At 67.4% G+C, this 26,004-nt stretch carries 22 protein-coding genes; 11 read left to right on the forward strand and 11 right to left on the reverse strand.

The window, feature by feature from the left end:
• The first annotated feature begins 85 nt into the window (after nucleotides 1-85).
• Nucleotides 86-538 (forward strand): inner membrane protein YiaA, encoded by a 453-nt coding sequence (yiaA, locus tag VG566_RS19010; protein WP_014645710.1) that lies wholly within the window; start codon nucleotides 86-88, stop codon nucleotides 536-538.
• A gap of 107 nt (nucleotides 539-645) precedes the next feature.
• On the opposite strand, the gene VG566_RS19015 is transcribed toward yiaA, so the two are convergent.
• The 6 genes from VG566_RS19015 to VG566_RS19040 all read right to left on the reverse strand — a co-directional run bounded on the left by VG566_RS19015 (nucleotide 646) and on the right by VG566_RS19040 (nucleotide 7,048).
• Nucleotides 646-969, reverse strand: coding sequence for a hypothetical protein (locus tag VG566_RS19015; RefSeq protein ID WP_241884907.1), 324 nt, complete (start codon nucleotides 967-969; stop codon nucleotides 646-648).
• 110 nt (nucleotides 970-1,079) lie between these two features.
• Nucleotides 1,080-2,381: an APC family permease gene (locus VG566_RS19020; protein ID WP_049408363.1), complete on the reverse strand. Its 1,302-nt coding sequence runs from the start codon at nucleotides 2,379-2,381 to the stop codon at nucleotides 1,080-1,082.
• Entirely contained in the window at nucleotides 2,378-3,139 is a 762-nt protein-coding gene (locus tag VG566_RS19025) for a L,D-transpeptidase family protein (protein ID WP_049441421.1), read from the reverse strand. The genes VG566_RS19020 and VG566_RS19025 overlap by 4 nt, the downstream gene beginning before the upstream one ends.
• A 15-nt stretch (nucleotides 3,140-3,154) precedes the next feature.
• On the reverse strand, nucleotides 3,155-4,003 hold the full coding sequence (locus tag VG566_RS19030; protein ID WP_241884906.1) for a MurR/RpiR family transcriptional regulator: 849 nt from the start codon (nucleotides 4,001-4,003) through the stop codon (nucleotides 3,155-3,157).
• 514 nt (nucleotides 4,004-4,517) lie between these two features.
• Nucleotides 4,518-5,612 carry a dipeptide epimerase gene (locus VG566_RS19035; protein ID WP_014645715.1) on the reverse strand — a complete coding sequence of 365 codons (1,095 nt, stop codon included), beginning with the start codon at nucleotides 5,610-5,612 and terminating at the stop codon, nucleotides 4,518-4,520.
• The gene (locus VG566_RS19040; protein WP_134966454.1) at nucleotides 5,609-7,048 is read right to left on the reverse strand and encodes an SH3 domain-containing protein; all 1,440 of its coding nucleotides are present in this window, start codon (nucleotides 7,046-7,048) and stop codon (nucleotides 5,609-5,611) included. Before VG566_RS19040 ends, VG566_RS19035 begins: the two co-directional genes overlap by 4 nt.
• A 132-nt stretch (nucleotides 7,049-7,180) precedes the next feature.
• On the opposite strand from VG566_RS19040, the gene VG566_RS19045 reads away from it, so the two are divergent.
• The 9 genes from VG566_RS19045 (at nucleotide 7,181) to hglS (ending at nucleotide 18,209) form a co-directional block, all read left to right on the forward strand.
• Complete coding sequence (locus tag VG566_RS19045; protein ID WP_134966455.1) at nucleotides 7,181-8,653, forward strand: transglutaminase-like domain-containing protein; 1,473 nt, start codon at nucleotides 7,181-7,183, stop codon at nucleotides 8,651-8,653.
• Between the two features lie 51 nt (nucleotides 8,654-8,704).
• Nucleotides 8,705-11,704, forward strand: coding sequence for a TonB-dependent receptor (locus VG566_RS19050; protein WP_241884924.1), 3,000 nt, complete (start codon nucleotides 8,705-8,707; stop codon nucleotides 11,702-11,704).
• Nucleotides 11,692-13,278: a serine hydrolase gene (locus VG566_RS19055; RefSeq protein WP_241884923.1), complete on the forward strand. Its 1,587-nt coding sequence runs from the start codon at nucleotides 11,692-11,694 to the stop codon at nucleotides 13,276-13,278. Before VG566_RS19050 ends, VG566_RS19055 begins: the two co-directional genes overlap by 13 nt.
• Nucleotides 13,211-13,924: a M15 family metallopeptidase gene (locus VG566_RS19060; RefSeq protein ID WP_241884922.1), complete on the forward strand. Its 714-nt coding sequence runs from the start codon at nucleotides 13,211-13,213 to the stop codon at nucleotides 13,922-13,924. The genes VG566_RS19055 and VG566_RS19060 overlap by 68 nt, the downstream gene beginning before the upstream one ends.
• Before the next feature lie 377 nt (nucleotides 13,925-14,301).
• The gene (locus VG566_RS19065; RefSeq protein WP_012478956.1) at nucleotides 14,302-14,673 is read left to right on the forward strand and encodes a hypothetical protein; all 372 of its coding nucleotides are present in this window, start codon (nucleotides 14,302-14,304) and stop codon (nucleotides 14,671-14,673) included.
• Nucleotides 14,674-14,905: 232 nt separating this feature from the next.
• Complete coding sequence (locus tag VG566_RS19070) at nucleotides 14,906-15,316, forward strand: EF-hand domain-containing protein (protein ID WP_014035758.1); 411 nt, start codon at nucleotides 14,906-14,908, stop codon at nucleotides 15,314-15,316.
• A gap of 95 nt (nucleotides 15,317-15,411) precedes the next feature.
• A complete protein-coding gene (locus tag VG566_RS19075) occupies nucleotides 15,412-16,164 on the forward strand; it encodes an HAD family hydrolase (protein ID WP_014645722.1) in 753 nt (250 codons plus the stop codon).
• A gap of 31 nt (nucleotides 16,165-16,195) precedes the next feature.
• Nucleotides 16,196-16,684, forward strand: a complete 489-nt coding sequence (locus VG566_RS19080) for a hypothetical protein (protein WP_049405514.1) — start codon at nucleotides 16,196-16,198, stop codon at nucleotides 16,682-16,684.
• Nucleotides 16,685-16,844: 160 nt separating this feature from the next.
• Nucleotides 16,845-18,209, forward strand: a complete 1,365-nt coding sequence (gene hglS, locus VG566_RS19085) for a 2-oxoadipate dioxygenase/decarboxylase HglS (RefSeq protein WP_014645724.1) — start codon at nucleotides 16,845-16,847, stop codon at nucleotides 18,207-18,209.
• A 75-nt stretch (nucleotides 18,210-18,284) separates the two neighbouring features.
• Here hglS and VG566_RS19090 read toward each other — a convergent pair whose 3' ends face one another.
• A complete protein-coding gene (locus tag VG566_RS19090) occupies nucleotides 18,285-19,799 on the reverse strand; it encodes an acetyl-CoA hydrolase/transferase family protein (RefSeq protein ID WP_032960979.1) in 1,515 nt (504 codons plus the stop codon).
• A gap of 374 nt (nucleotides 19,800-20,173) precedes the next feature.
• Here VG566_RS19090 and glnE point away from each other — a divergent pair, with 374 nt between their 5' ends.
• Nucleotides 20,174-22,969 (forward strand): bifunctional [glutamate--ammonia ligase]-adenylyl-L-tyrosine phosphorylase/[glutamate--ammonia-ligase] adenylyltransferase, encoded by a 2,796-nt coding sequence (gene glnE, locus VG566_RS19095; RefSeq protein WP_241884873.1) that lies wholly within the window; start codon nucleotides 20,174-20,176, stop codon nucleotides 22,967-22,969.
• 361 nt (nucleotides 22,970-23,330) lie between these two features.
• On the opposite strand, the gene VG566_RS19100 is transcribed toward glnE, so the two are convergent.
• The 4 genes from VG566_RS19100 to VG566_RS19115 form a co-directional block, all read right to left on the reverse strand.
• Nucleotides 23,331-23,891, reverse strand: a complete 561-nt coding sequence (locus VG566_RS19100; RefSeq protein ID WP_014645727.1) for a queuosine precursor transporter — start codon at nucleotides 23,889-23,891, stop codon at nucleotides 23,331-23,333.
• A 75-nt stretch (nucleotides 23,892-23,966) separates the two neighbouring features.
• Nucleotides 23,967-24,482, reverse strand: a complete 516-nt coding sequence (locus VG566_RS19105) for a hypothetical protein (protein WP_241884872.1) — start codon at nucleotides 24,480-24,482, stop codon at nucleotides 23,967-23,969.
• 32 nt (nucleotides 24,483-24,514) lie between these two features.
• Nucleotides 24,515-25,018: a hypothetical protein gene (locus VG566_RS19110; protein ID WP_241884871.1), complete on the reverse strand. Its 504-nt coding sequence runs from the start codon at nucleotides 25,016-25,018 to the stop codon at nucleotides 24,515-24,517.
• Between the two features lie 19 nt (nucleotides 25,019-25,037).
• Nucleotides 25,038-25,889, reverse strand: coding sequence for a DUF2145 domain-containing protein (locus VG566_RS19115; RefSeq protein ID WP_241884870.1), 852 nt, complete (start codon nucleotides 25,887-25,889; stop codon nucleotides 25,038-25,040).
• Nucleotides 25,890-26,004 lie beyond the last annotated feature (115 nt).

Raw genomic sequence — 26,004 nt, forward strand, 5'->3', positions numbered from 1 at the left:
TGCGCCCCCTGTGCGAGCGCGGCGGGATCGTCTAGGGTGGGCACGCCCGGGCAAAGCGTGCCCGCCTGCCTGCCAAGGACCTGCAATGAACACTGCCATGCCCCACAAGCCGTCCACCGCCTTCATCGCCGCCTCCTGGGTGGCCCTGCTGCTGGGGGCGGCGGCGTACCTGATCGGCCTGTTCAACGCCACGATGGCGCTCAACGAGAAGGGCTACTATCTGACCCTGCTGCTGTTCGGCCTGTTCGCGGCGGTGTCGCTGCAGAAGAGCGTGCGCGACCGCGTCGAAGGCATTCCGGTGAGTGGCCTGTACTACGCGCTGTGCTGGTTCGCGCTGCTGTCGGCGCTGATGCTGCTGCTGGTCGGCCTGTGGAATGCCACGCTGGCGCCGAGTGAGAAGGGCTTCTATGGCATGGCGTATGCGCTGTCGCTGTTCGGCGCGGTGGCGGTGCAGAAGAACACCCGCGACCTGATCGCTGCCGGTGGGGGCGAGAGCAAGCGCAGCGCGATCGTGCCGCCGCTGCCGGAACAGGAGTGATCGATCCGGTGTAGAGCCGGGCCATGCTCGGCTCAGTCGAGCGTGGCTCGACGTTACAGACGTGGTGCGAGAGCCGAGCGTAGGCTCGGCTCTACAGAAGCATGGCGCTATCGCTTCAACAGCGGGTCCGCCAGGTGCGCTTCGTCCCAGCCACGACGCACCGCATTGCGTGCCTGCGCCCAGTCCAGGCGGCTGCGGCCGCGTTCGTTGGCCCAGCGTGATTCGAGCTCGGCCTCGACCTGTTCATAGGCGCGGATCATGTCCTTTGCACGCGCGGCGTGGCCGATGCGGTAGGCCGGCTCATAGTCCTCGAAGAACAGCTGGTCGTCGTAGTACGGCTCGGCCGTGTAGCGTTCGCGCCAGTAGTTGCTGATCGCATCGCGCGGCGTGCTGTCGTCCGGTACGCGGCCGGGGATCTGGTACTCGGTCATGGAAGGCTCCGTTGTGGACGAAGCCCGATCGTGCCTGTGTGGCGGTTAACGGCCCGGTCCGGCAGCGTGATCACCAGATCAATCCGCCGGGCATGGCCCGGCGCTATCGGTCATCCGGCATCGGTATCTTTTCGCGGCAGCGTGTAGATCACCGCGCCGATGGCGAACGCCACCAGCGCAGCAGCGATGTTCTGCCAGCTGGCACTGGCGAACAGCGCCAGGCACAGCAGCAGCGCCAGCACCGGAATCAACGGCCCGCCGGGCAGCTTCAACGCGCCCGGGCGGTCGGCGTAGCGCTTGGCCAGGACCAGTACCGCCGCGGCGGTGCCGATGTAGGCGAACAGGCGCGTGGTCATCGACAGCAGGGCCAGCTGCACGAACGAACCGGACAGGGCCAGGCCGAGCGCGATCAGGCCCTGGCACAGGATCGACGCGGCCGGGGTGTGGAAGCGTGGATGCACCTGCGCCAGGATCTTCGGGCCGTAGCCATCGCGGGCCAGTGCGAACAGGAAGCGTGGGCCCATCATCATCGTGTTGCTGTTGGTGCCGAGGATGGAGATGGTGGCACCGACGGTCAGGACCAGCGCCAGTGCTTCGCCACCGAAACCGGCGGCGGCATCGGCCAGCGGGGTGGCCGAACTGGACAGGCCGGCCAGCGTTCCCTGCGCCACCACCTGCACCGCGCCGTAGATGACGGTGACGGTGATGATCATGGTGATCAGGGCGAACGGAATATCGCGGCGCGGATTGCGGTACTCGCCGGCGGCGGCCGGGATGTTCTCGAAGCCCGCGTAGGCGTAAAGCAGCAGCAAGGCGGCTTCGCCCATGCGCTGCAGGTCATGCGGGTCCGGGCGTTGGCCGGAGAAGGCCAGCTGTGGGTCGATGTAGAACGCACCGATGGCCACGAACAGCAGCAGCGGCAGCATCTTGCCGATCACCAGCACCACGCCGGTACGCGCGGCCGAGCGCACGCCGATGATGTTGATGCCGGTGAGGAAGCCCAGCGATACCACGATCACCGCGATGCGGCCCAGGCCGGCATCGGCCCACGGCCAGAAACGCGCAACCGCGTCGGCCAGCGCGTTGCTGAGCGCAGCGGCCGAGCTGATGCGGGTCAGCCAGATCATCCAGCCGATCTCGAAACCGGCGAAGCGCCCGAACGCCTCGCGTGCATACAGGTAGCTGCCGCCGGGTTCATCGAAGTAGCTGGCGGCCTGCGCATAGCACAGCACCAGCAAGGCCACGACGATGCCGGCGGCGACCACGCCCCACAGGCTGAAGGGGCCGAGCAGGGCGACGGTGGCGGCCGGCAGCAGGTAGATGCCGCTGCCGATCACATCGTTGATCGACAGGCCGACGATCTGCCAGCGGCTGACCGCGCGTTGCAGCTGCGGTTCGTCCTGCGTGCTCAACGGACGTCTCCGGCCAGCGCGGGCAGTTGCCACTGCGCCTGCAGGCGCTTGTACTCCGCGCGCGGCAGGAGCACGAAACGCGGCGCGTCCTGCGGCCGCAGCCAGTCCAGCAGTGCCTGCATGCGTTCCTGCGGCATGGCCGTGCAGCCGGCGGTGGCTTCGCCGGGCTGGCGCCACAGATGGGCGAAGATGCAGCTGCCCTTGCCGGGCTGGTTGTCCGGGTTGTGGGCGATGACGAAGCCTTCCCGGTAGCGCACGTCGCCCTTGTTGTGCAGGTCCAGCCGCATCGGCTCGGTGGAGCCCTTGACCGCTGCATTGCCGACCTTCTTTTCATCAACGATGCGGTTGTAGAACGGCGAACCGGGCACGTCCATGCAGTAGCTGCTGTCCAGCATCGGCTGGTAGGGCATGGCGGTGCCGCGGCGGGTGACGGCATAGCCGAACGCACTGCCGAGCGCGAATATGCCGGCCGGGCTGCGGCCATCCCCTTCCTGCTTCTGCGGGCCATCGGCCTGTGCCGGATGCAGGCCCAGGCCCCAGGCGCTGCCGGTGCGGCCGAGCGCCACCGGGAACGCCTGGCCATGCGGGTGCCAGCCCTGGCCGTCGCGCACATAGGCCTGCAGTTGCCCCTGGGTGCTGTCCCAGCCTTCGCTGGTGACCACGATCAGCTGGCGCGCGCCATCCAGCGGCGCCGCGTGAACGGACACCGCCGTAGCAAGCAGCAGTGCAGCGGTAGCGAGGCGAACCAGCGATTTCATCAACAGGTGCTCCGATCAGGAATCCAGCAGGTGGTCGATCCGCTCCAGGTTCACCGCAAGCTGCTGCTGGCGATCCGGATTGGTGTGGCAGAGCAGCACGAACAGGAAATCGAGCAGGGCGTGCATGGCGCTACGGTACAGCAGCTGCGCGACCTGTGGCGTGCGGTCGTGGGCGCAGACCGCCAGTGCCGCATCCGCATGCGCGCGCAGCGGGTTGGCGGTGTGGCGGGTGATGGAAATCACCTTGCCACCCATGTCCTGGAACTGCCGCGACAACTGTGAAAGCTGGGGCAGGTTGCCGAACTCGGAGAACATCAGCAGCGCATCGCCGGGGCGTGCGGCCGAGAGGTTGGCCAGCATCAGGATCGGATCGGTATGCGGCACCACCAGCAGTCCGAGCAGCGACAGCCGCATGGCGAACTCGCGGGCATACAGGCCGTCGTCACCCAGGCCGTAGACGAACAGCTTTGGTGCGCCGTCGAGCAGCTGCACGATGCGCTCGATCTCCCCGCGTGGATTGGCCTGGCGTGTTTCCTCCTCGGCCTGCGCCTTGCTGCGGCGCAGGGCCTCGCCCAGGCGCAGGTAGTCATCGCCGCTGTCGGGTTCGTCGGGCGCCTGCTGCGGATCGGCACCGGCGCGGGCCACGTCCTGGCCGATGGAGTACTTCAGGTCCGGGTAGCCCTTGAAGCCAAGCTTCTGGCTGAACTTCACCACGCTGGACTGGCTGATGCCGAGCGCGCTGGCCAGCTGCTGGGACGAGTAGTCGCGCAGCAGGTGGGCGTTGTCGAGGATGAAGTCGGCGATGCGGCGCTCGATGGCCGACATCTGCCCACGCTCGGTGCGGATCTTCAGCAGGGGCGGCATGCGGGGTGTCCGGGGGTCTGCAAAGGCGTTGCGGTTGGCCGCATAAAGCGAATTATGGGGTGGGTCGGGGGGGGGGGGGGGGGTGGGGGGGCCGCAAGTACGTCCGTGTAGGCTTGGCCGCCGCATCCATGCGGCGGACACCCCCGCAAGCCCCACCCGCCCGACCTTGGAGACATCGCGCGCGTGCCAGCCGCGAAGGGATTACGGGGTAGGGCAAAAACAAGCGCTTCCACGCGTGGCGTGGATCTACTGGGTGCAGCTGTTGCATTGGACGTTGAGTCCGCCTTGTAGCGAGCCGAGCACCGCAGGTCCGGCGAGGGCGAAGAGGCGCGGGTGTCTGAGCGCAGCGAGTTCCCGCGCCGTCCCTCGACGGGCCGAGGAGCGCAGGGAACCGGTGCGTAGCACCGGCTCGCGGCCGGCGGAGCGTTTCTTTTGGTTACTTTTCTTTTCGCGAAAAGAAAAGTAACGCGCGACCCAGCGTCAGTGGCAGGCAACGTCAGCCGCAAGGCAGAAATCAACCCAGCATCTCCAGCCCGCGCACTTCGGTGATGCCCAGCCCCGGCACGTCGCTGATGCTGATCTCCGATTCGTTGAAATGCACGCCGCCGCTGACCGGATCGAACTGGCCCAGCGAGGGGCCGTCCAGATCGACCTTGGTGATCACATCGCTCTTGGCCACGGCCAGGTGCACGGCGGCGGCCACGCTGATGCTCGATTCGATCATGCAGCCGATCATGCACGGGACGCCGTAGATGCCGGCAATGTCGGCGATGCGGATCGCGTTGGACAGGCCGCCGGTCTTCATCAGCTTGATGTTGATGATGTCGGCCGCGCGCTGCTGGATCAGGTCCATCACCTGGCTCGGGCTGAACACGCTTTCGTCGGCCATCACCGGCGTGTTGACGCGGTCGGTGACGTACTTCAGGCCGCTGATGTCGGCCGCTTTCACCGGCTGCTCCAGCAGTTCAAGCACCACGCCGGCGTCTTCCAGGGTACGCATCGCATGCACCGCCTGCTTGGCGGTCCAGCCCTGGTTGGCGTCCAGGCGCAGCAGGGCGCGGCCTTCCACGGCGGCATGGATCGCCTTGACCCGTTCGATGTCCAGGCCGATGTCCTTGCCGACCTTGATCTTCAGCGACTCGAAGCCACGTTCGATCGCCGACAGCGAGTCGGCCACCATCTTGTCGATGTAGTCCACGCTGATGGTGATGTCGGTGGTGATCACCGGGTCGCCACCACCGAGCATCTGGTACAGCGGGGCGCCGTGCAGCTGCGCCCACAGGTCGTACAGCGCGATCTCCACCGCCGCCTTGGCGCTGGTGTTGCGCTCCATCGCGGTCTGCACCAGCGTGCACAGGTGGTTGAGGTTGACCACGTCCTGGCCGATCAGGCGCGGGGCGATGAAGTGGCGGATCGCTTCGATGATCGAGCCGTGCGTATCGCCGGTGATCACGGCGGTGGCCGGGGCTTCACCATAGCCGGTGTTGCCGGTGTCGGTGCGGATCAGCACCACCACGTCTTCCACGGTTTCCACCGTGCGCAGGGCGGTCTTGAACGGTGTCTTCAACGGCACGCGCAGCATGCCCAGTTCGATGGCGGTGATCTTCATTCAGGAGTCTTGGCCCGCAGGCGCTGGATGTTGGTGATGCGGTCGATGTAGCGGACGGTATCGCTGGCCATCATCGGCTCCAGCGGCGTGACCGAAACACCATTGAGATGGGCCTGCACGCGCGTGCCGTCGGCACCGAACCAGCTGCCGCCCGCCGTATCGTGGATCACCCACGTACGACCGTCGACGTGGCCGATGGCCATCATCACGTGGCCGGGGATGTAGACCAGATCGCCGACCTTCAGGTCGGTGACGGCACGGTCGCGTAGTGCCTTGCCGTCCTTGCCGGTGAACGGCAGGCGATCCAGCGCCGGGCTGACCGCCTGTGCACTGGTATTGCGTGGCAGCAGCACGCCGAAGCTGCGGTAGATCTCGGAGACGAAACCGCTGCAGTCGCGGGTGTCGTAGTCGTGGCCCCAACCGTAGCGCTCGCCGAGGAACTTGAAGGCCTGCTGCAGCAACAGGCGCGGGGTCAGGGCCAGGTAGTCGGCGGCGGTGTCCTGCGAGCGCGGCAGCAGGGCCGGTACCAGTTTCAGGCGACCATCTGCCTCGCGTACCGGCAGCTGCACCACCCATGATGCGTGCGCCTGCTGGCCGTTCACCGGTTCTGACGCGGGCCAGTCGGCCAGCACCGGCAGGCGCACGCCCATGTCCAGCTGCAGGCGCGAGACACGCGGTTCTTCCGGGGTGTAGGCGGTCTGCGCGGTGGCACCGGTGATGATCCGGTAGGGGCCCTTCGCGCCGTAGCCGAGCACCGTGGCCTTGTCGCCGCTGGCGATGGCGTCGGCTTCGATCCACGCGCTGTAGCGCTCGCTGTGCACGAACAGCCAGCGGCCGTCGGCACTGCGGTGGACCACGGCGACCTTGTCGCCGGGGAACAGTGCCGATTCCTGGAAGCGGTCGATGTCGGTGTCACCGACGGTGCTGAAGACGCGCTCGCGGGTGGGGAAGGTGCGCAGTGCGGCACGCTTCACCACCAGCCCGTAGGCCGGTGCCACCTGGGCGGGGATTGCATCAAGGCCGAGGTTGGCTTCGATCGCGCTGCGCAGGGCCGGCGCGATGGGCGTGCCCTTGTCGCTATAGAGGGTGCGCGTGGGCCAGCTCGACAGCGCGGTGATGCTGGCACGCACCGTCGCCGCATCAAGCTGGGCTGGCAGCGCCGCGATGTCGCGGATATGGCTGTCCTGCGCCCGCATCCGTGCGTTCTGCGCCTCGATCTGCGCGCGATCCAGGATCGGCGCATCGGCGTTGTCCAGACGCGCCGCCCAGTACTGCGGCGTCAGGTAGGCCTCGTGCAGGCCGATCACATAGGGCAGCGGTGCGCCGGGATCGGGCGCCGGGGCGGCCTGTGCAAAGGCCGGTGCGGCCAGCAGGCACAGGGCCAGGGTCAAGCGGCGCGGCCAATGCCGGTGCCGTTCGCGGGAAGCCAGGCTCATGCGGTGCACACCCTCCTCGAATGCCTTGTGGAATATTTATTCCTTTCGGCATCGAAAGCAAGAATAAATTATTGACCGGCATCCCGGCCCGTGTTACACAGCCGTTACCACCCGCGCTGGGGAAGTGTCGCTGTGGATCCTGCCATTCGCAAACCGCGTCTGCCTGCTGCTGCCGGCCTGTGTGCCGCGCTGCTGCTGTGGGTGTCGGTCACGCAGGCGGCAGACGGGCGCAGCAGCCAGCAGCGTGCGCGCCAGGCGCAGGTGATCGACCTGATCGACGGCGGCCGCTTCAGCGACGCCGATGCGTTGCTGGCGACAGGGAGCGATGCTGCCGAAGGCGCGTTCCAGCGTGAGCGCATGCGCCGCATCCGCCTGGATCTTTCCCTCGACGAAACCGCCGCCAAGTCTGCCGTGCGCCGCTGGATTCCCGACCTGACCGACGAGGAATTCGCGCGCTGGGACCAGCTTGGCCTGATCGAGCATCTCGATATCGATGGCGAGCGTTGGTACTTCAAGCGCGCACCGTCGAACCTGTTCCTGCTCAGCGACGAAGCACGCGCACGCCGCCGTGCGGATGCACCGATGCCGCCTCCGGGGCCCAACGAAGTGCTCAACGCGCACCACGCGCGCGTGGTTGCCGCGGCCGAACAGAGTGGCCGGGCGTCGGTGCTGCCGCAGCGTATCGAATTCACCCAATCGCTCACGGTGAAGGCCGATGCCGTGCCGGCCGGCGAAACCGTGCGTGCCTGGATTCCGTACCCACGCGAGATCCCCGGCCAGCAGGAGCAGGTGCAGTGGCTGGGCAGCAGCCCAGGCAAGGCGCGGGTGGCACCGGCCAGCACCTTGCAACGCACGGCCTATCTGGAGGCCAAAGCGGTGGCCGGGCAGCCGACCCGCTTCGAGATCCGCTACGCGGTCACGATCTTCGCCCGGCATACCGCGATCGACCCGGCCGTGGTGCAACCCACCCCGGCCGATACGGCGTTGAAGCCGTATCTGGCCGAGCAGCTGCCGCATGTGCGCTTCACCCCTGCGTTGAGGCTGTTCTCCGACCAGGTGCTGCAGGGCGAGACGCGCCCATATGAAGTGGTGCGCAAGCTGTTTGCTGCGGTCGACCGTATTCCCTGGGCCGGTGCGCGCGAATATTCCACGCTCAGCAACATCAGCGATTACGCGCTGCGTTCCGGCCATGCCGATTGCGGGCAGCAGACCCTGCTGCTGATCGCGCTGCTGCGCCTGAATGGCATTCCCGCGCGCTGGCAGTCGGGCATGGTGTTCTCCGACGATGGCAGTGGCTACAACAACCTGCATGACTGGGGACAGGTCTACCTGGCGCCGTATGGCTGGCTGCCGATGGACGTGACCACCGGCGCACTGGCCAGCGATGTGCCGGCCCTGCGCAACTTCTACCTGGGTGGCCTCGATGGCTACCGCATCGCCTTCAACGATGATTTCGGCCAGCCCCTCGTGCCGGCCAAGCAGCACTTCCGCTCGGAAACGGTCGACTCGCAGCGCGGCGAGGCCGAGTGGGCAGGCGGCAACCTGTACTTCGACCAATGGAGCTACGACTTCCAGTGGCGGGTACTGCCAGCCAGGCAACGCTAGCGCGACACATCGCATTCCACACCATTCAATTCTTGCAGGAGAGAGCAGGGGATGAAGGCTTACAGCATCAAGCGGGCGGCGTTGTGCGTCGCTCTGGGGGCGTGTCTGGGCGTGATCGCGCCCAGCGCATTCGCACAGGATGGTTCAGTGGTCGGCCGGCTGGTCAGCGATGCCGGCCAGGTACCGGCCGGTGCCACGGTGACCGTACGCAACCCGGCAACGGGCTTCGTGCGCTCCGTGCAGGCCGAAGCCAACGGCAGCTACCGCATTCCGCTGCTGCCCGTCGGCACCTATGACATGGAGGTGAGCCTGCCGGGTGGAGGCGCCAGCCGTGTCGGCCAGGTGACGGTCAGTCTCGGCAGCGCGACCACGGTGAACGTGCCGCTGGGTGCGGTCAGTACCCTGGGCACGGTCGAAGTGCGGGCGCCGCAGGTGGTGTCGATGGTGGATGTGAAGTCCACCGAGTCGGCCACCAACATCACCCGCGAGGAGCTGTCGCGCCTGCCAGTGGACCGTGACATCACCGCGGTGGCGCTGCTCGCGCCGGGCGCGGTGAAGGGCAAGGGGTCGCTGGGCGGGCAGGGCATTTCCTTCGGCGGTTCGTCGGTGGCCGAGAACACCGTCTACATCAATGGCCTGAACGTCACCGACTTCTACAACCGGGTCGGCTTCTCGTCGGTGCCGTTCTCGTTCTACCAGGAATTCCAGGTCAAGACGGGCGGCTACTCGGTGGAGTTCGGGCGCAGCACCGGCGGCGTCATCAATGCGGTGACCCGCTCGGGCAGCAACGATTTCAAGGCCGGTGCCGAACTGGTGTTCGAGCCGCGCGCGTGGCAGTCGCAGGCACGCGACCGCTACGACGGCAGCGGCAGCCGCTACATCACCGCCAGCCGCGACGACTACAGCCGCAGCGCGCTGAATGTGTTCGCTTCCGGTGCGCTGGTGCAGGACCGCCTGTTCTTCTTCGGCATGTACGAGGCGCGCGACTACCGTCCCACCTCGACCAATGATGCCGGCACGCGCCTGAGCCAGGGCAAGGCCGATGACCCGTTCTGGGGCGGCAAGATCGATTGGCAGATCACCGACAACCAGATGCTGTCGCTGTTCGGCTTCTCGGACAAGAGCAAGACCCTCACCGACGTCTACGCTTACGACTACGCCACGGGGCAGACCGTGGGCGAGCGCAGCAACCAGATCTACAACACGGTGGGTGGCAAGAACTGGTCCGGTACCTACAGCTGGCAGGTCAACAACGACCTGACCATGAAGCTGATGTACGGCGAGAACAAGCGCAACCGTGTGCAGAGCTCGTTGATGGACCAGAACTGCAACCGCGTGTTCGACAACCGCACGGCCGGCCAGGGCGTGCCGCCGTCACTGCAGGGCGACCGCAGCTGCACCAGCAGCTCGCAGCTGGAGTCGGCGCTGGACACGCGCAAGGCCGCGCGCGCGGACTTCGAATGGACGTTGGGCAACCACCTGCTGCGGTTCGGCCTGGATCGGGAAGAGAACACCTCCGATTACAGCCGCGCCTATCCGGGCCCGGGCGGCTTCCGCTACGACATCTACTACCGCACTCCCGGCAGCTCGCTGAACGGTGGCGTGGTGCCGGCCAGCGGCGTGGTCGTGCGCACCCGCCGCTATGAAGTGGACGGGGCCTTCGAGACGATCAACTCGGCCTACTACCTGGAAGACAACTGGCAGGTGACGCCGAATCTGCTGCTGAACATGGGCCTGCGCCTGGAAGCCTTCGACAACAAGGGCGGCGACGGCAGCAGCTACATCAAGATCGACGACATGCTGGCCCCGCGCCTGGGCTTCTCCTGGGACGTGCGCGGCGATGGCACGACCAAGGTGTTCGGCAACCTGGGCCGATACTTCCTGCCGGTGGCCAACGTCATCAACATCAAGCAGGCCGGTGGTTTCCTCGACGAGCGCACCTGGTACGAGTTCCTCGGCTACACCGGCGCAGCCAACAACATCCCCAACCTGGGCGCGCAGATCGGCCCGGTGGACAACTCGCAGGGCGACGGCAGCGTGCCGGACCTGCGCGCGGAAGTGAACCGGGACATGGACCCGGTCTACCAGGATGAAGCGATCCTGGGCTTCCAGCAGATGATCAACGAGGCCTGGTCGGTAGGCGCCAGCGTGACCTACCGGCGCCTGCACAATGCCATCGATGACATGAACATCACCGCGACCGGCCAGTGTGGTGCCATCGACGGCGTGTGGATCATGGGCAACCCGGGGCGCACCAACACCGTGTGGGGTGACACCGACTGCGACGGCCGCAACGATGGCTGGATCAGCATCGACACCTCGAAGGAAGGTTGGGCGCTGTATGACGACAACGGCAATTATGTCGGCCAGCGCGGCTGGGTGAAGCCCAAGCGTGACTACAAGGCGCTGGAACTGCAGGTCGACCGCGCCTGGGACGGCAAGTGGGGCTTCAACGCCTCCTACACCCTTGCATACGGGCGCGGCAACGCAGAAGGCCCGGTCAACTCCGATACCGACTTCGCCGATGCAGGGCGCACCGAGAACTTCGACAATCCGTGGGTGAACTACGGGGGCTATGGCTACCTGGCCAATGATCGCCGCCACCAGTTCAAGTTCCGAGGCAGCTACGCGCTGACCGAGAACCTGAGCGTGGCCGCCACCCTGGGCGTGCAGTCGGGCAGCCCGATTACCCGCTTCGGCGCCGGCAATCCGTTCGACGACACCGACTTCCACAGCTACTACGTGTGCGTGTCCAACTGCCAGGCGACGGTTCCGTCCCAGCGCGTGTTCGTGCATTCGCCACGCGGTGGCGATGGCCGCACGCCCTGGACCTATGACCTGGACGTGAGCGTCTCGTACAAGGTGCCGATTCCCACCGATCTGCGCCTGAAGCTGGCGGTGTACAACGTGCTCAACCAGCAGCGCGTGGTGACCGTGGACCAGGACTACGAGCCGCAGGACAGCATCGGCACGCCGAACCCGCTGTACCGCTACGGCACCGGCTTCCAGTCACCGCGCTATGCGCAGTTGACCGTGACATGGGCCTACTGAAGCCCGCACGGCAGGCTCGAAACTGCGTCTGCGCGGCGGCGCTGGCGGTGTTCCCGGTTGCGGTGGCACAGACCACCGCGACCGCCTCCCTCGATGCCGATGTCGCTGCCGTCGTCCAGCTCGAGCACCTGCCCGGGCTGGCGATGGCGGTGGTCGACAACGGGCAGGTGGTCTATCGCCACGCCGAGGGCGCGCGTGGCGATGGCGGCCGCATCGACGAGGACACGCTGTTCAAGATCGCCTCCAACAGCAAGGCGATGACTGCTGCACTGCTGGCGCGGCTGGTGCAGCAGGGCAGGCTGCGCTGGGATGATCCGGTGCAGCGGCATCTGCCGGGCTTCCGCATGCACGATGCGTGGGTGGGCCAGCAGATGCAGGTGCGCGACCTGCTGATCCACAACAGCGGCCTGGGCCTGGGCGCCGGGGACCTGATGCTGTGGCCGGAGCCGAACACGTTCACCCGTGCCGACATCATCGCCGGATTGGCGCACCTGAAGCCGGTCAGCAGCTTCCGCAGCCACTATGCCTACGACAACCTGATGTACGTGGTGGCCGGTGAAGTGGCCGCTGCGGCGGGCGGCAAGCCGTATGACCAGCTGATGCGCGAGCAGGTGTTCGAACCACTGGGCATGACGCGCTGCCAGGTGGGGGCGTGGTCGGTGAAACGCGTGGGCAACGTAGCGCAGCCGCATGCCTGGCGTGGCGAACGCAATGAAGTGGTGAACGCCGATGGTGGAACCAGCCCGGACCTGCCGTCGATGGCGGCCGGCGGCATCCGTTGTTCGTTGCGCGACATGACGCGCTGGATGCAGGTGCTGCTCGATCCCACCCTGGCGCCCGGCTGGCTGGACACGGAGCAGCGCCGCACGCTGTGGACCCTGCACATGCCGATGCCGCTGGGCGAGCGCCAGCGGCGCTGGGACAATGCGCATTTCTACGGCTACGGCTATGGCTGGCGCGTGTCTGACATGGACGGCCAGTGGAAGGTGGCGCACACCGGCACGTTGTCGGGCATGTACTCGTCGCTGGCGCTGCTGCCTGACCGGAAGGTGGGCGTGGTGATGCTGATCAACGGCGAAGGCGAGGACGCACGCATGGCCCTGATGCAGGCCGCGCTGAAGCGCTTCACCGCAGCGGACGATGCGCGCCCGGCGATGGAATACCTGGCCGAACTGAAGGCTGACCAGGCAACGCGGGCCGCGACCGGCCATTCGCGGCCATCCACCGCGGCGGCGCAGGAGACGAGCCGTACGGACCTGTCCCGCTGGCAGGGCCGCTACCGCGATCCGTGGCTGGGCGCGGCCTCGCTTTGCCCGGGCAAGGACGGCCTGCGTTTCAGCGTGGACAAGTCGCCCCGGCTGCAGGCCACGGTGCTGCAGCTGCAGGGGCGCTGGCTGCTGCGCTGGGATACGCTGGGCGACGAGGCGCAGGCGTGGCTGCAGCCGGGCGAAGCCCCGGCACCGACGCTGGACCTGCGCGCCATCGACCCGGACATCGACTTCAGCTATGACTTCCAGGACCTGCATTTCACTCGTACTGGCGACTGCGCTGGCGGCGACCACCCGCGCCGCTGAGCCACCGCGCGTTTCACCGGCAACCGACGCGGCCAGCGCCGGACTGGTGGAGATCCGCACGTTGTCGCCGCGCATCGACCTGGATATCCGCTATGCCGGTGCCAACAACTTCACCGGTGCGCGCGTGCCCGGCTACGAGGCGCCATCGTGTTATCTGCTGGCGCCGGTGGCGAAGGCGCTGGCACAGGTGGAACAGGACCTGCGCGGCGATGGCTTCGGCCTGCGCCTCTACGACTGCTACCGGCCGGTGCGTTCGGTGCAGGCGTTCATGGCCTGGGTGAACGATCCGCGCGAGCGCTCGCGCAAGGCACAGCAGTACCCGGACCTGGACAAACCACGGTTGCTGGCCGACGGCTACATCGCCGAGCGCTCTGGCCATAGTCGTGGCGCCACGGTTGATCTGGGCCTGCTGGATTGCCGCAGCGGTGCATGCACGCCGCTGGACATGGCCACCGACTTCGATTTCTTCGGTCCACGCGCGCATACGCAGGCAAGCGGATTGAGCGATGCGCAACAGGCCAATCGCCAGCAGCTGGTGTGCGCGATGGCGCGGCGGGGCTTCGTCAACTATCCGCAGGAGTGGTGGCACTACACCCTGCAGCCCGAACCGGATCCCGGCACCGCGTACGACGTCCCGGTGAGGTAGGGCATCGGCAGGGCTCGCCCTGCACCCGCGGTAGTGCCGGCCGCTGGCCGGCAACATCAGACGCAACAGCAACAGCTTGCTTTCCGTGGGTTGGCGGGGCGGTGCCGGAGTGCGGGGACGCCGTAAATCCGTCCATGGAGGCTTGGCAGCCGCATCCATGCGGCTGACACCCCGCATTCCGGCACCGCCCCGCCTCTGACAGTTTCCCGCGTGGTCCGTTGTAGAGCCGAGCCCATGCTCGGCTGCTCCTTGTTCAATCGTCGAGATATTCGATTTGGATGGAGATTCATCCACGCATGGCGTGGATCCACTGTGGCTGCCGATTGGGTCCGGCGCAGATCCCTTACACTGGCCGCCTCTTCATCCCTGCCCACCCGATGAACCTTCCCCTGCACTTCGGCCTGCTCGGCACCCTGGAAGCCGGCGCCATCGCCCTGCTGGTCGGGCTGCTGGTGTACTTCCTGTGGTCGCAGCTGTGCCGGCTCCTGCACTGGACAGCGGGTCACGCGATCGGCTGGTCCTGTGTCATCGCCGTGATCATCTCCGCTGGCATTGATGCATGGAAGCTGTTCTACATGGGCATCGTGCGGCTGGAGTCGCCGCTGTACGCGCGCCTGTTCCTCGCCACCATCCACGATCCGAACGAACTCGGCAGTCGCGTGGTGCTGGAAATCGCCGGCGCGCTCGCCGGTGTCGCCTTGGGATGGGTGTTGTTCAGTTCGCGGTCATCGGAAAAAACCGTCGACTGACGCAGGTTTTTCGTTGCCTGCCGGTTAAATGCAGAGGCGCTGAATGCGCATCTTATGAGCTGCTCACTCCTCGCTAACCAGCGCGCTAAAGCATGCGTGGATGCGAGTGGTTAATCGTGCGTGTGGAGGCCGGTCGCGGCCCAAAATCGATTCAGAAACGCGGTGGCAGGGTAGGTGCCGTGCGGAAACAACAGGCCGCGCAACACCACCCAATATGCAGGAGACACCCCTGATGACTATTCGCAACCGCAAGCCCCTGATCGCCCTGATCGTCGCCGCTGGCAGCGTGCTGGCCATTCCGGCGATGGCCCAGTCGGCCAAGCAGCAGGCCGCACATGCGCAGAATGAAGCGGCGCAGGCCCAGCAGGCGGCAGCACAGGCCGGGCAGGCGGCTGACCAGGCGACCGATGCGGCCGCAGCGGCCTCGGCGCAGGCCAACGGTGGTGGCCAGACCTGGGCCAGCATCGATACCGATGGCAACGGCACCATCAGCAAGACCGAGGCGCAGGTGAACGCCGGCCTGGCCCAGGTGTTCGACCAGGCCGATACCAACAAGGACGGCGAGCTGAGCGCCGACGAGTACAAGGCCTACGTGGCCGCGCAGCAGGCCGGTGCGGGTGCCGGCGCGGCGCAGGGCCGCTGATCCAGACCTGATTCGGGAAGACCGGTGCATGGGGACCCGGGCGGCTGCGGCCGCCCGGGTTTTTCTCGTCATCGCCACCCCTGTATCCTTGGCCGATGAACACGTCCACGCCTGCGCCGTCGCGCGCCATCGGCCTGGTCGGTTTTGACGGTGACGACACGCTGTGGAAGAGCGAGGACTACTACCGCAAGGCCGAGCAGGATTACCTTGACCTGCTGTCGCGCTATGTCGACGTGCACGACACCCAGACCGCGCGCCACCTGCTGGAAGTTCAGCAGCGCCACCTGGGCACCTTCGGCTACGGCGTGAAGAGCATGACCCTGTCGATGATCGAAGCGGCCATCGACATCACCGGTCAGCGCATCGAGGCCAAGGACATCCAGCGCATTCTGGATATCGGCCACGATACCCTGCGCCACCCGGTGGAACTGATCGACGGTGTGCGCGAAGCCGTGGCGGCCATCGCCGAGCACTACCCGGTAGTGCTGATCACCAAGGGCGATCTGTTCCACCAGGAAGCGAAGATCAAGGTCGCCAACCTGGCCGAGCTGTTCCCGCGCATCGAGATCGTTTCCGAGAAGGACCCGGAAACCTACGCCCGCGTGCTGGCCGAATTCGAACTGCCGATGCAGCGCTTCGTGATGGTCGGCAACTCGCTGCGCTCGGACATCGAGCCGGTGGTGACCCTGGGTGGCTGGGGCGTGCATACCCCGTACGCCGTGACCTGGGCCCATGAGACCCAGCACGGCGTGGCCGACGACGAACCGCGCATGGTCACCGCCGATACCGCCCACGACTGGCCGGCCGCACTGGCGGCGATCGAGGCCAAGGCCGCTGCGGCGGCCTGACAGGGCCCGGCAGCTGCGGCAGAATCGTGGTATGAACGTTCGACTGCGCGCGCTGTTGTTGTCCCTGCTGCTGGCGCCGGCCACCGTGCTGGCCCAGCAGACCGCCGAGCGTTCGGCTGCGTATGAGGTGGCAACCGGTGACCGCTGGATCGATGCCCAGTTGCAGGACATCAACCATTACGCCGAACGCTACCCCGATGCCTTCCTCGATGAAGTGTCGCGCTACGCCGATGTCCCCCGCGGCTACATCAATGCGCTGTTCACCACCCATGGCTGGCAGGCCGGGGATATCTATTTCGCCTGCTTCTGGGCCAAGGCCAGCGGCCAGACCTGCCGCGACAGCGTGCGCGCCTTCAGCCAGGACCCGGAGGGCGGCTGGGAAGCGGTGGTGAAGCGCATGCCGGCCAAGCCGGACAACCTGCATTACCGCGCTGTGCGGCATGCCATCGTGGCCAGCTACCAGCACTGGGACCGGCCGATCACCCTGGATGCCACCCTGAAGCGCCAGTTGAAGCGGTAGTGCCGGCCGTTGGCCGGCAACTGCACCCTTACAGGCATCAGGAGGTTGCCGGCCAGCGGCCGGCACTACCCGGCCATGTTGCTCTGCGTATCGCCGCCGCCGCGCGCTCCGGCGACAATACGGGTCCGAGCTGTTCCCCGTTCCCGTAATCGAGTGACTGATGAGCGCCTCTTTCGTTTCGCCTGATGTGATCCGCCGCCTGTTCGCGCAGGCCATGTCCCGCATGTACCGCACCGAAGTGCCGCTGTACGGCACGCTGGTGGAACTGGTGGAGCGGATCAACGCGCAGGTGCTTGCCCAGGACCCGGCACTGGCCGCGCAGCTGCAGCGCAACGACGAGCGTGCGCGCCTGGACGAAGAGCGCCATGGCGCGATCCGCGTCGGCACCGCGCAGGAGCTGGCGACGCTGCGCCGCCTGTTCGCGGTGATGGGCATGTACCCGGTCGGCTACTACGACCTGTCGGTAGCCGGCGTGCCGGTGCACTCCACCGCGTTCCGCCCGCTGACCGGCGCCGCGCTGGCGCAGAATCCGTTCCGCGTGTTCACCTCGCTGCTGCGCCTGGAGCTGATCGAAGACGAAACCCTGCGTGCCGAGTCGGCGAAGATCCTGGCACGCCGCCGCATTTTCACCGACGGCGCACTGGCGCTGATCGACCAGGCCGAGCGTGACGGTGGCCTGTCGCAGGCCGACGCCGAGCGCTTCGTCGACGAAGCACTGGAAACCTTCCGCTGGCACGGCGATGCCACGGTCGATCTGCCGACCTACCACGCGCTGCACAATGCGCACCGCCTGGTGGCCGACGTGGTCAGTTTCCGTGGCCCGCACATCAACCACCTGACCCCGCGCACGCTGGACATCGACGCGGCGCAGGCGGCAATGATCGAGCACGGCATGGCGGCCAAGGCGGTGATCGAAGGGCCGCCGCGCCGCGCCTGCCCGATCCTGCTGCGCCAGACCAGCTTCAAGGCGCTGGAAGAGGCCGTGCATTTCCCGGATGCGGACGGTGGCGATGCCGGCACCCATACCGCGCGCTTCGGCGAGATCGAACAACGCGGCCTTGCGCTGACCCCGAAGGGCCGCGCGCTGTACGACCAGCTGCTGTCGCAGGCACGCGATGCCGGTGGCGAAGGCAGCACCGGCGGCGACTACGGCCAGCGCCTGCAGGCGGTGTTCGCCAGCTTCCCGGATGACCATGACACGCTGCGCCAGGAAGGCCTGGGCTACTACCGCTACCAGCTGACCGACGCCGGCCGCGCCGCGCCGGAACGCGTGGCCGATCTGCCTGCCGAAGTGCTGGTGGCCGCCGGCCTGGCCACGGCCGATCCGATCGTCTACGAGGATTTCCTGCCGGTCAGTGCCGCGGGCATCTTCCAGTCGAACCTGGGCGGCGAAGAACAGCGCGCGTATGCCGCGCACGCCAACCGCGAGGCTTTCGAGCAGGCGCTGGGCGTGGCGGTGAATGACGAGTTCGAGATCTACGAGCGGCTGCAGGCCGAATCGCTGGCGGCGCTGCGCACCGCGTGAAGGTAGAGCCGGCCGCTGGCCGGCTGTAGGGGAAGCCGGCCAGCGCCCGGCTCTACCCGATGTCCGGACCCGGGGTCAGCCCTTCATCGTGCCCGTATCCAGCCAGCGCTGGTGCCACGACAGTGCTTCGGGCAACAGGTGCGGGGTGTGCTTGCCGTAGCTTTCGCGGCTGGCACGGTCGAAGTAATCCTGCAGCTGCGGGCGGAAATCCGGGTGCGCGCAGTTGTCGATCAGCACCTGCGCGCGCTTGCGCGGGGTCAGGCCACGCAGGTCGGCCAGGCCCTGTTCGGTGACGATCACCGACACGTCGTGCTCGGTGTGGTCGACATGGCTGGCCATCGGCACGATCGCCGAGATGGTGCCGTTCTTGGCAGTGGACGGGCTCAGGAACGCCGACAGGAAACCGTTGCGGGCGAAGTCACCCGAACCGCCAATGCCGTTCATGATCCGCGTGCCCATCACGTGCGTCGAGTTGACGTTGCCGTAGATGTCCACCTCGATCATGCCGTTCATGCCGATGCAGCCCAGGCGGCGCACCAGTTCGGGATGGTTGGAGATCTCCTGCGTGCGCATGATGATGCGCTCGCGGTAGAAATCGATGTTCTCCTTGAACGTCTCGTTGGCCTGCGGGCTCAGCGCGAAGCCGGTACACGAGGCGTAGCTCAGCACGCCATCGCGCAGCAGGTCGAGCATGCCGTCCTGGATCACTTCGGTGAACGCGGCCAGGTCGCGGAAACCACTCCTGGCCAGGCCGGCCAGCACGGCGTTGGGGATGTTGCCCACGCCCGACTGCAGCGGCAGCAGGTTCGGCGGCAGGCGGCCCTTCTTCACCTCGTGCTTGAGGAACTCGATCAGGTGCGAGGCGATCTGTTCGCTGGTCGCATCGATCGGACTGAACGGGCTGTTGCGGTCCGGGCCGTTGGTGCGCACCACGGCCACGATCTTGTCCGGGTCGCAGCGCAGCGCGGTGTCGCCGATGCGGTCGTTGGCGTTCACCAGCGGAATCGGCTTGCGGTGCGGTGGCAGCGCGGTGCCGTAGTAGATGTCGTGCATGCCGTCGACGCCGGCCGGCTGCCATTCGTTGACCTCGACGATCACCTTCTTGGCCAGGTCCAGCCAGGTCTTGTTGTTGCCGACCGAGGTGGAGGGCACCAGCGAGCCATCTTCGCGGATGGCCGAGACTTCGATCACGGCGGTATCGATCTCGCCGTAGAAGCCGAACCACACGTGCTGGGCGACGTGGCTGAGGTGGATATCGATGTAATCCAGCTTGCCCTCGTTGATGCGGTTGCGCGCATCCGGATCGCTCTGGAACGGCATGCGCATGGCGATGCCATCGGCCTTGGCCAGCGCGCCATCGAGTTCCGGCGCGGTGGAGGCGCCGGTCATCAGCTTGATCTGGAAGGGCTGGCCCTGGGCGTGCACCGCTTCGATGCGGCGGGCCAGTTCCACGGGAACGGCCTTGGGATACCCGGAGCCGGTAAAGCCGCTCATGGCCACGGTTTCACCGGGCTGGATCAGCGCGGCTGCGGCCTCGGCGGAGACCACGCGGTCACGAAGACGCGCGTTGGCGATGCGATCAACAGACATGACGACAGTGTTTCTGGGGGGAAAGCCGATTATCGGCCATCCTCATCCGTACGGGGGGTTCTACCTTCGTGGAATGGCTTTTCCCCACCGGGGTCACCCATACCCACCGGTTTTGTTTTGCAGTGCAGCGTGCAAAGTGCTTTCGCAGCCCGCACGATGGCCCTGCATCCCGACGTGGGGGAGGGAGCAGAGCCCGCTGGCAGTTCGCTGCAAGCGGGCTTTTTTGTTGCCTGCCGCCCAGTATGAATGCGCGCGACACACCGGGTCGGATCCTTTTGCCACGGGCAAAAGGCTCTGACCCGCGCAGTGCCAGCACTCTGGGGTCAGAGCCCTTCGCCGTTGGCAAAGGGATCCGACCCCGCGAGAATCAGCGCATGACCCTCGCCACCGCTGACCTGCCCGCCACCCTGCAGCCCCTTGTCGACCGCGCCCTGGCGCGCCTGGCCCAGGTCCTGCCCGAGCCCGTTCCGGCCGAGCTGCTGCCGCTGCTGACCCGGCTGGCGGTGGCCAGCGACTTCGCGCTGGACACCCTGGTGCGGCAACCGGCGCTGCTGGCGCAGCTGGCCGCGCCCGGCTGCCCGCCGATCCCGGCGCCGGTGCTCGATCCGCTGCAACCCAGCGACTGGCCGGCACAGCTGCGGCGCTGGCGCACCGCGATGTCCACGCGGCTGATCTGGCGTGACCTGGCCGGGCTGGACGACGTGGCGCAGACCCTGGCTGGCGCCACCACCCTGGCCGAGGATTGCCTGCGGCTGGCGCTGGACGCCCTGCAGCAGGAATTCGCACAGCGGCACGGCGTGGTCCGTGATGGCGCAGGCGTCCCCCAACAGCTGGTGGTATTCGGCCTGGGCAAGCTCGGCGGTGGCGAGCTCAACTTCAGTTCCGATATCGACCTGGTCTATGCGTACCCGCAGGGCGGCGAATCCGACGGTCCGCGCGCGCTGGCCGCCGAGGAGTATTTCGCCCGCCTCGGCCAGCGCCTGGCCAAGCTGCTGGACGAAACCACGGTCGATGGCTTCAGCCACCGCGTCGACCTGCGCCTGCGCCCGTTCGGCAGCGCCGGTCGCGTCGCGCTGTCGTTCGCGGCGATGGATCAGTACTTCCAGCGCGAAGGCCGCGACTGGGAGCGCTATGCGTGGCTGAAGGCGCGCGCGGTGGCCGGCGACATCGACGCCGGCGAAGCGTGGTTGCAGACCCTGCGCCCATTCGTATACCGCCGCTACCTGGATTTCACCGCGCTCGACGGCCTGCGTGAGATGAAGGCGGCGATCACCGCCGAAGTCGCGCGCCGCGAGCTGCACGAAGACATCAAGCGCGGCGCCGGTGGCATCCGCGAAATCGAGTTCCTGTGCCAGGCGCTGCAGCTGATCCGCGGTGGCCGCGAGCCCGCGCTGCGCGAGCGCCGCCTGCTGGTGGCACTGGACGCGCTGGTGGCCGCCGGGCAGATTGCGCCCGACGATGGCAGCGCGCTGCGTGAGGCCTACCTGTTCCTGCGCCGGTTGGAGAACCGCCTGCAGATGCTGCGCGACGCGCAGACCCACGTGCTGCCCAGCGACGCGCTGGACCGCGCGCGCATTGCCATCGGCCTCGGCTACCCGGATTGGGAGGTACTGCGCGCGGCCCTGGCCGAACAGCAGCAGCGGGTCAGCACCGAATTCGCCGCGCTGCTGGCCCCGCGCAAGGGCCAGGCCGCGCCCGACGCGCTGGCCAACTACTGGCGCAGCCTGCCCGAGGGCAGCAACGCGCCGTTGCTGGCCGAAGCCGGTTTCCTCGATGCCAATGGCGCCGATCAGTCGCTGCGCGATTTCGCCCAGGGCACCGGCGTGAAGTCATTGTCCGACGCCGCGCGTGCACGGCTGGATCGCGTACTGCCGGCGCTGCTGCATGCGGCCACGCGTTCGCCGCAGCCCGATGCCGCGCTCAAGCGCGTGCTTGGCCTGCTGCAGGCGGTGCTGCGCCGGACCAGCTATCTGGCGCTGCTGGACGAACAACCGAGCGCGCTGGCGCGTCTGGTCGATGTGCTGGCGCGCAGCGCGCTGCTGGCCGAGCGGCTGGTCGCGTATCCGCTGCTGCTGGATGAACTGCTGGATGTGCGCGTGTCCGGGCCGATGCCCGATGCGGCCGGCATGCTGGCCGAATGCCAGCAGGTGCTGGCGGTGGAAGATCCCGAATCGGCACTGCGCTGGCTCAACGAGACGCGGCTGGCGCTCAGTTTCCGCATGGCGATGGCCACGCTGGACGGCCGCCAGGGCGCGGTGGACAGCACGCGGCAACTGGCCGAACTGGCGCAGGCGGTGGTGGTCACCGTGCTGGCGATGGCCGAGGCGGACATGCGCGCCGCGCACGGCGCGATTCCCGGTGGACGTTTCGCGATCATCGGCTACGGCAGCCTCGGCGGGCTTGAACTGGGCTTCGGTTCCGACCTGGACCTGGTATTCCTGCACGACAACCCGGCCGGCGTGGAGGCTAGCGACGGCGCGCGTCCGCTGGAGCCGGGGCGCTGGTATGCGCGGCTGGCGCAGAAGGTGATGGCGCTGCTCGGTGCGGTCACCGCCGCCGGCCGCCTGTACGACATCGACGTGCGCCTGCGCCCGGATGGTGGCAAGGGTTCGCTGGTGTCTTCGCTGGCCAGTTACACCGAATACCAGCGCGAACGTGCGTGGACCTGGGAACACCAGGCGCTGGTGCGCGCGCGTGGCGTGGCCGGCGATGCCAGCCTGCTGGCCGATTTCGAGCAGGTGCGTGCACAGACGCTGGGGAGTGAGCGCGACATGGAGGTGCTGTATGCCGACGTGCTGAAGATGCGTGGGCGCATGCGCACCGAACTGGACCGCAGCGACGCCGCACGGCTGGACCTGAAGCAGGGTGCGGGCGGCGTGGTGGACCTGGAATTCCTGCTGCAGACCGGTGTGCTTGCGCGCAGTGCGCGGCACGTGGCGTTGCTGCAGCCGCGCGATACGCCGTCGTTGATCGATGCGTTGGCTGGTGCTGGTTTCCTGCCCGATGCCACCGCGCAGGCGCTGCATGGCGCGCACGCCACGCTGTTGGACGTGGGCCTGGCCTGCACACTGGACCGGCGCCCGCGGCTGGCCCCGACCACGCCGGCGATTGAAGAGGCGTGTGCAGCGATTGCGGCGGCGTGCAGAGCGGCAGAGCTGCCGTTCGCCTGAGTGCCGGATGGCGGAGGACTGCAGTTGGTAGATGCCAACCTTGGTTGGCATGAATGCCAAGCGCCAACCAAGGTTGGCGACTACCGGATCAATGGCCCTGCGATGGCCCGCTGTTGGTAGGTGCCGACCACCGGTCGGCACCCACCGGCTCAATGGCCCTTCGATGGCACGCCGTTGGTAGATGCCAACCTTGGTTGGCATGAATGCAAAGCGCCAACCAAGGTTGGCGACTACCGGATCAATGGCCCTTCGGTGGCCCGCTCCTGGTAGGTGCCGACCGTTGGTCGGCACAATCTGTCGGCAGCGATGAGTTCTGCAGGGCGTGTCGACCAACGGTCGGCACCCACCGGATCAATGGCGGTCAGCTGGTGGCGCGCAGCGGCGCCATCTTCCACAACAACGCGCGGAACGGGGCCAGCAGGCAGACACCGATCGCCAGCTTCACTGCCAGGTCGCCGGCGGCCCAGCTCACCCACGGCAAGGTAGAACCGGCAAACGCGATCGACCAGAAAAGGGTGGTGTCCACCGTCGCGCTGCAGGTGGTGGCCACCATCGGTGCGCGCCACCAGCTGCCGCGGCGCAGGCGGTCGAACACGGTGATGTCCAGCAGCTGGGCCACGATGAACGCCGAGCACGAGGCAATGGCGATGCGCGGGGTGGCCACCCAGATCGACAGCAGCACCGCCACCGCGAAACCGATCCACGCCACGCGGCGCGCCGGGCCCGGGCCGAAGCGGCGGTTGATCAGGTTGCTGACCAGGAACGCGACCGGATAGCTGAAGGCGCCCCAGGTCAGCCAGTCGTTGATCGGGTACTGCACCAGCACGTTGGACAGCAGCACCACTGCACCCATGGCCAGTACCGCCAGCACCAGGGCGCGCGGGGTCAGCGGGGCAAACAGAGGGGCAGGACGCACGGACATGGCGAGCCAGGGGGACAAAGGGGATCGCCCATTATCCGCCCGGCCTGCGGCAAAGCCAAAACCTGTCGTTCAGCTTTACAGCGCTTCACTCATCACATCACCGGCGGCATAGGCCGTCGGCACATAGGCCAGGGTCTGGCCCTGCGCGCTCTTCACGTTCCAGCCGGCACCGGCCTCGGTGGGGTCGAAATGCACCCGTTGCCCGACCACGAAGGCTGCAGTCGGGTTCTCGCCCGGCGGCTGCACCGGCCAGCGCAGGGTGGCGGTGTGGTCGGCCTTGTCCGGTACCTGCAACTGCACCTGGCGTTCGCCCGTGGGCGTGGTCTCCACCTTCTTCACTTCCATTGGCGGCAGCGGCACCGCCTTGGTGCGGGTCGCCCTGGCATTGCGTTCGCTGGCCTTGAACGGCGCCTTGGACAGTTCGGACAGGCCCATCGAGGCCGCCATCGGCAGCGACAGCACCACGAATGAGGTCACGATCACGCTGGCCTCGCTGCTGTTCAACTGCGGCGCGGCGCCGGCATGGACGGTGGGCACCAGCAGCGCGGAGAGCAGCAGGGCAGAAGCGGGAACGCGCAGGCAACGGAACATGGAGACCTCCTGGTCAGCGTGGGGACGGCGGCTCAGCGCCGGGTATCGAAGATGTCGCGCGGGCCGGTGGCCTCGGGCAGGTATTCCAACGGGCGGCCCTGGTTGTCCTTCAACTGCCAGCCCTGGTCCGCGCCGGTCGGTTCGAAGTTCACGGTCTGGCCCACGGTGAACTGCACGGCCGGGTCGCCGATGCCGCGCGGGTACTGCATCGATGCGGTGTTCTGCGGATCGTTGGCATCGCGCAGCAGCACTTCGCGGCGGCCATCGACGGTGGTGGCAATCGCGCTCACCTCCATCTGCGGCAGCTTGATCTGCTGCGGGCGGGCCAGCGGCTGGCCGGCATCGGCGGCATCCTGGGCTTCCTTCGCCGCGGCGGCGCGGACCGAGGCCACCATCTGCGTGGACATTTCCAGGCTCGGTCCCTGCGGGCCCGGGTCATGGATGATCACGATGCGGCGTTCGGCATGGGCGGCCGATGACCAGGCCAGCGCGGTGACGATCAGCATCGATACCAGGGAGTTGTGCAGCAGACGCATGTCGTTCTCCTTGCGGGATTCAGGGCGAGGCGGCGGTGGCACCGGCCACCGGCACATGGGGGATCACCAGTTCCTGCTGCAGCTGGCTGCGCTGGTGCAGGAAGTCGAACGCCGATTCCACCGTCACCACCGAATAGTTGCCGGAGATGCGTTCGCCGGCCGGATGGTCGGTGGTGGTGGCGTTGGCCACGAACAGGCGCGCACCCACGCGCTTGCCCAGGCCGATATGCAGCACGCTGGGCTGGTACTTCTGCTGGCGCAGCCACTGCTGTGCCTGTTCGCGCTTGACGATGGCCGGCGCGCCTTCGGCCTGCGCCATCGCCGCCGCCAGCACTTCCAGCACCCACTGGTTGGAGTTCTGGTAGTCGGTGGCGAACGGGTAGGCGACCACGTTGTACTTGGTTTCGTGCAGCGCCTTGGGCTGGATCGACGGCGGCACCAGCATCGCGCGCAGTGCGGCACGCAACGGTGCCGACGGCACGCCGATGCGCAGGTCGGTATGGCCGCCGCTCTCGCCGACGAAGTTGCCGAGGCCCTCGTGGTACAGCTGCGAGCTGTCGGTCTTGCAGCGGTTGAGCAGGTGCATCGCGCGCCAGCGGCCGTCGTCCTCGCGCAGCAGGAAGGCCAGGTGGCTGTGGCGCAGGCCATAGCGGCTCAGGTCCTGGCCACCGCGCGCGGCCACCACCACGTCCACATCGGGCAGCGCGTCCAGGCGTTCGGCGGTGGTCCAGGCCACGTCCAGCATCGCCGCCTGCGACGCCACGCTGGGGGAGCGCTCGCGGCAGGCGGTGCTGTTGGCCCAGGCCGGTGCGGTCGCCAGCAGGCTGGCGATCAGCAGCGCGGCGCGGGGCAGGCGGGAAAAACGATCCATGTCGGTACCTTCAACGGCGGGCAGGCCCGCGCGCCGATCATACGCTGCTCAGCGCAGCGGGCGATCCACGCCCTTGCGCCGCGCAATCGGGTAGTGCCGGGGCGCGGGGGCGGCC

The organism is Stenotrophomonas sp. CASM114, from assembly GCF_049384325.1.
Classification (GTDB): domain Bacteria; phylum Pseudomonadota; class Gammaproteobacteria; order Xanthomonadales; family Xanthomonadaceae; genus Stenotrophomonas; species Stenotrophomonas muris.

Excerpts from the sequence above, each read along its gene's own strand:
- VG566_RS19055 (WP_241884923.1), top strand. The coding sequence starts at position 11,692 with ATGGGCCTACTGAAGCCCGCACGGCAGGCTCGAAACTGCGTCTGCGCG.
- VG566_RS19060 (WP_241884922.1), top strand. The coding sequence starts at position 13,211 with ATGACTTCCAGGACCTGCATTTCACTCGTACTGGCGACTGCGCTGGCG.
- VG566_RS19025 (WP_049441421.1), bottom strand. The coding sequence starts at position 3,139 with ATGAAATCGCTGGTTCGCCTCGCTACCGCTGCACTGCTGCTTGCTACG.
- VG566_RS19035 (WP_014645715.1), bottom strand. The coding sequence starts at position 5,612 with ATGAAGATCACCGCCATCGAACTGGGCATGCTGCGCGTGCCGTTGAAG.
- VG566_RS19075 (WP_014645722.1), top strand. The coding sequence starts at position 15,412 with ATGAACACGTCCACGCCTGCGCCGTCGCGCGCCATCGGCCTGGTCGGT.
- VG566_RS19115 (WP_241884870.1), bottom strand. The coding sequence starts at position 25,889 with ATGGATCGTTTTTCCCGCCTGCCCCGCGCCGCGCTGCTGATCGCCAGC.
- VG566_RS19090 (WP_032960979.1), bottom strand. The coding sequence starts at position 19,799 with ATGTCTGTTGATCGCATCGCCAACGCGCGTCTTCGTGACCGCGTGGTC.
- VG566_RS19030 (WP_241884906.1), bottom strand. The coding sequence starts at position 4,003 with ATGCCGCCCCTGCTGAAGATCCGCACCGAGCGTGGGCAGATGTCGGCC.
- glnE (WP_241884873.1), top strand. The coding sequence starts at position 20,174 with ATGACCCTCGCCACCGCTGACCTGCCCGCCACCCTGCAGCCCCTTGTC.
- VG566_RS19070 (WP_014035758.1), top strand. The coding sequence starts at position 14,906 with ATGACTATTCGCAACCGCAAGCCCCTGATCGCCCTGATCGTCGCCGCT.
- hglS (WP_014645724.1), top strand. The coding sequence starts at position 16,845 with ATGAGCGCCTCTTTCGTTTCGCCTGATGTGATCCGCCGCCTGTTCGCG.
- VG566_RS19100 (WP_014645727.1), bottom strand. The coding sequence starts at position 23,891 with ATGTCCGTGCGTCCTGCCCCTCTGTTTGCCCCGCTGACCCCGCGCGCC.
- VG566_RS19050 (WP_241884924.1), top strand. The coding sequence starts at position 8,705 with ATGAAGGCTTACAGCATCAAGCGGGCGGCGTTGTGCGTCGCTCTGGGG.
- VG566_RS19065 (WP_012478956.1), top strand. The coding sequence starts at position 14,302 with ATGAACCTTCCCCTGCACTTCGGCCTGCTCGGCACCCTGGAAGCCGGC.
- VG566_RS19040 (WP_134966454.1), bottom strand. The coding sequence starts at position 7,048 with ATGAGCCTGGCTTCCCGCGAACGGCACCGGCATTGGCCGCGCCGCTTG.
- VG566_RS19110 (WP_241884871.1), bottom strand. The coding sequence starts at position 25,018 with ATGCGTCTGCTGCACAACTCCCTGGTATCGATGCTGATCGTCACCGCG.
- VG566_RS19015 (WP_241884907.1), bottom strand. The coding sequence starts at position 969 with ATGACCGAGTACCAGATCCCCGGCCGCGTACCGGACGACAGCACGCCG.
- yiaA (WP_014645710.1), top strand. The coding sequence starts at position 86 with ATGAACACTGCCATGCCCCACAAGCCGTCCACCGCCTTCATCGCCGCC.
- VG566_RS19105 (WP_241884872.1), bottom strand. The coding sequence starts at position 24,482 with ATGTTCCGTTGCCTGCGCGTTCCCGCTTCTGCCCTGCTGCTCTCCGCG.
- VG566_RS19080 (WP_049405514.1), top strand. The coding sequence starts at position 16,196 with ATGAACGTTCGACTGCGCGCGCTGTTGTTGTCCCTGCTGCTGGCGCCG.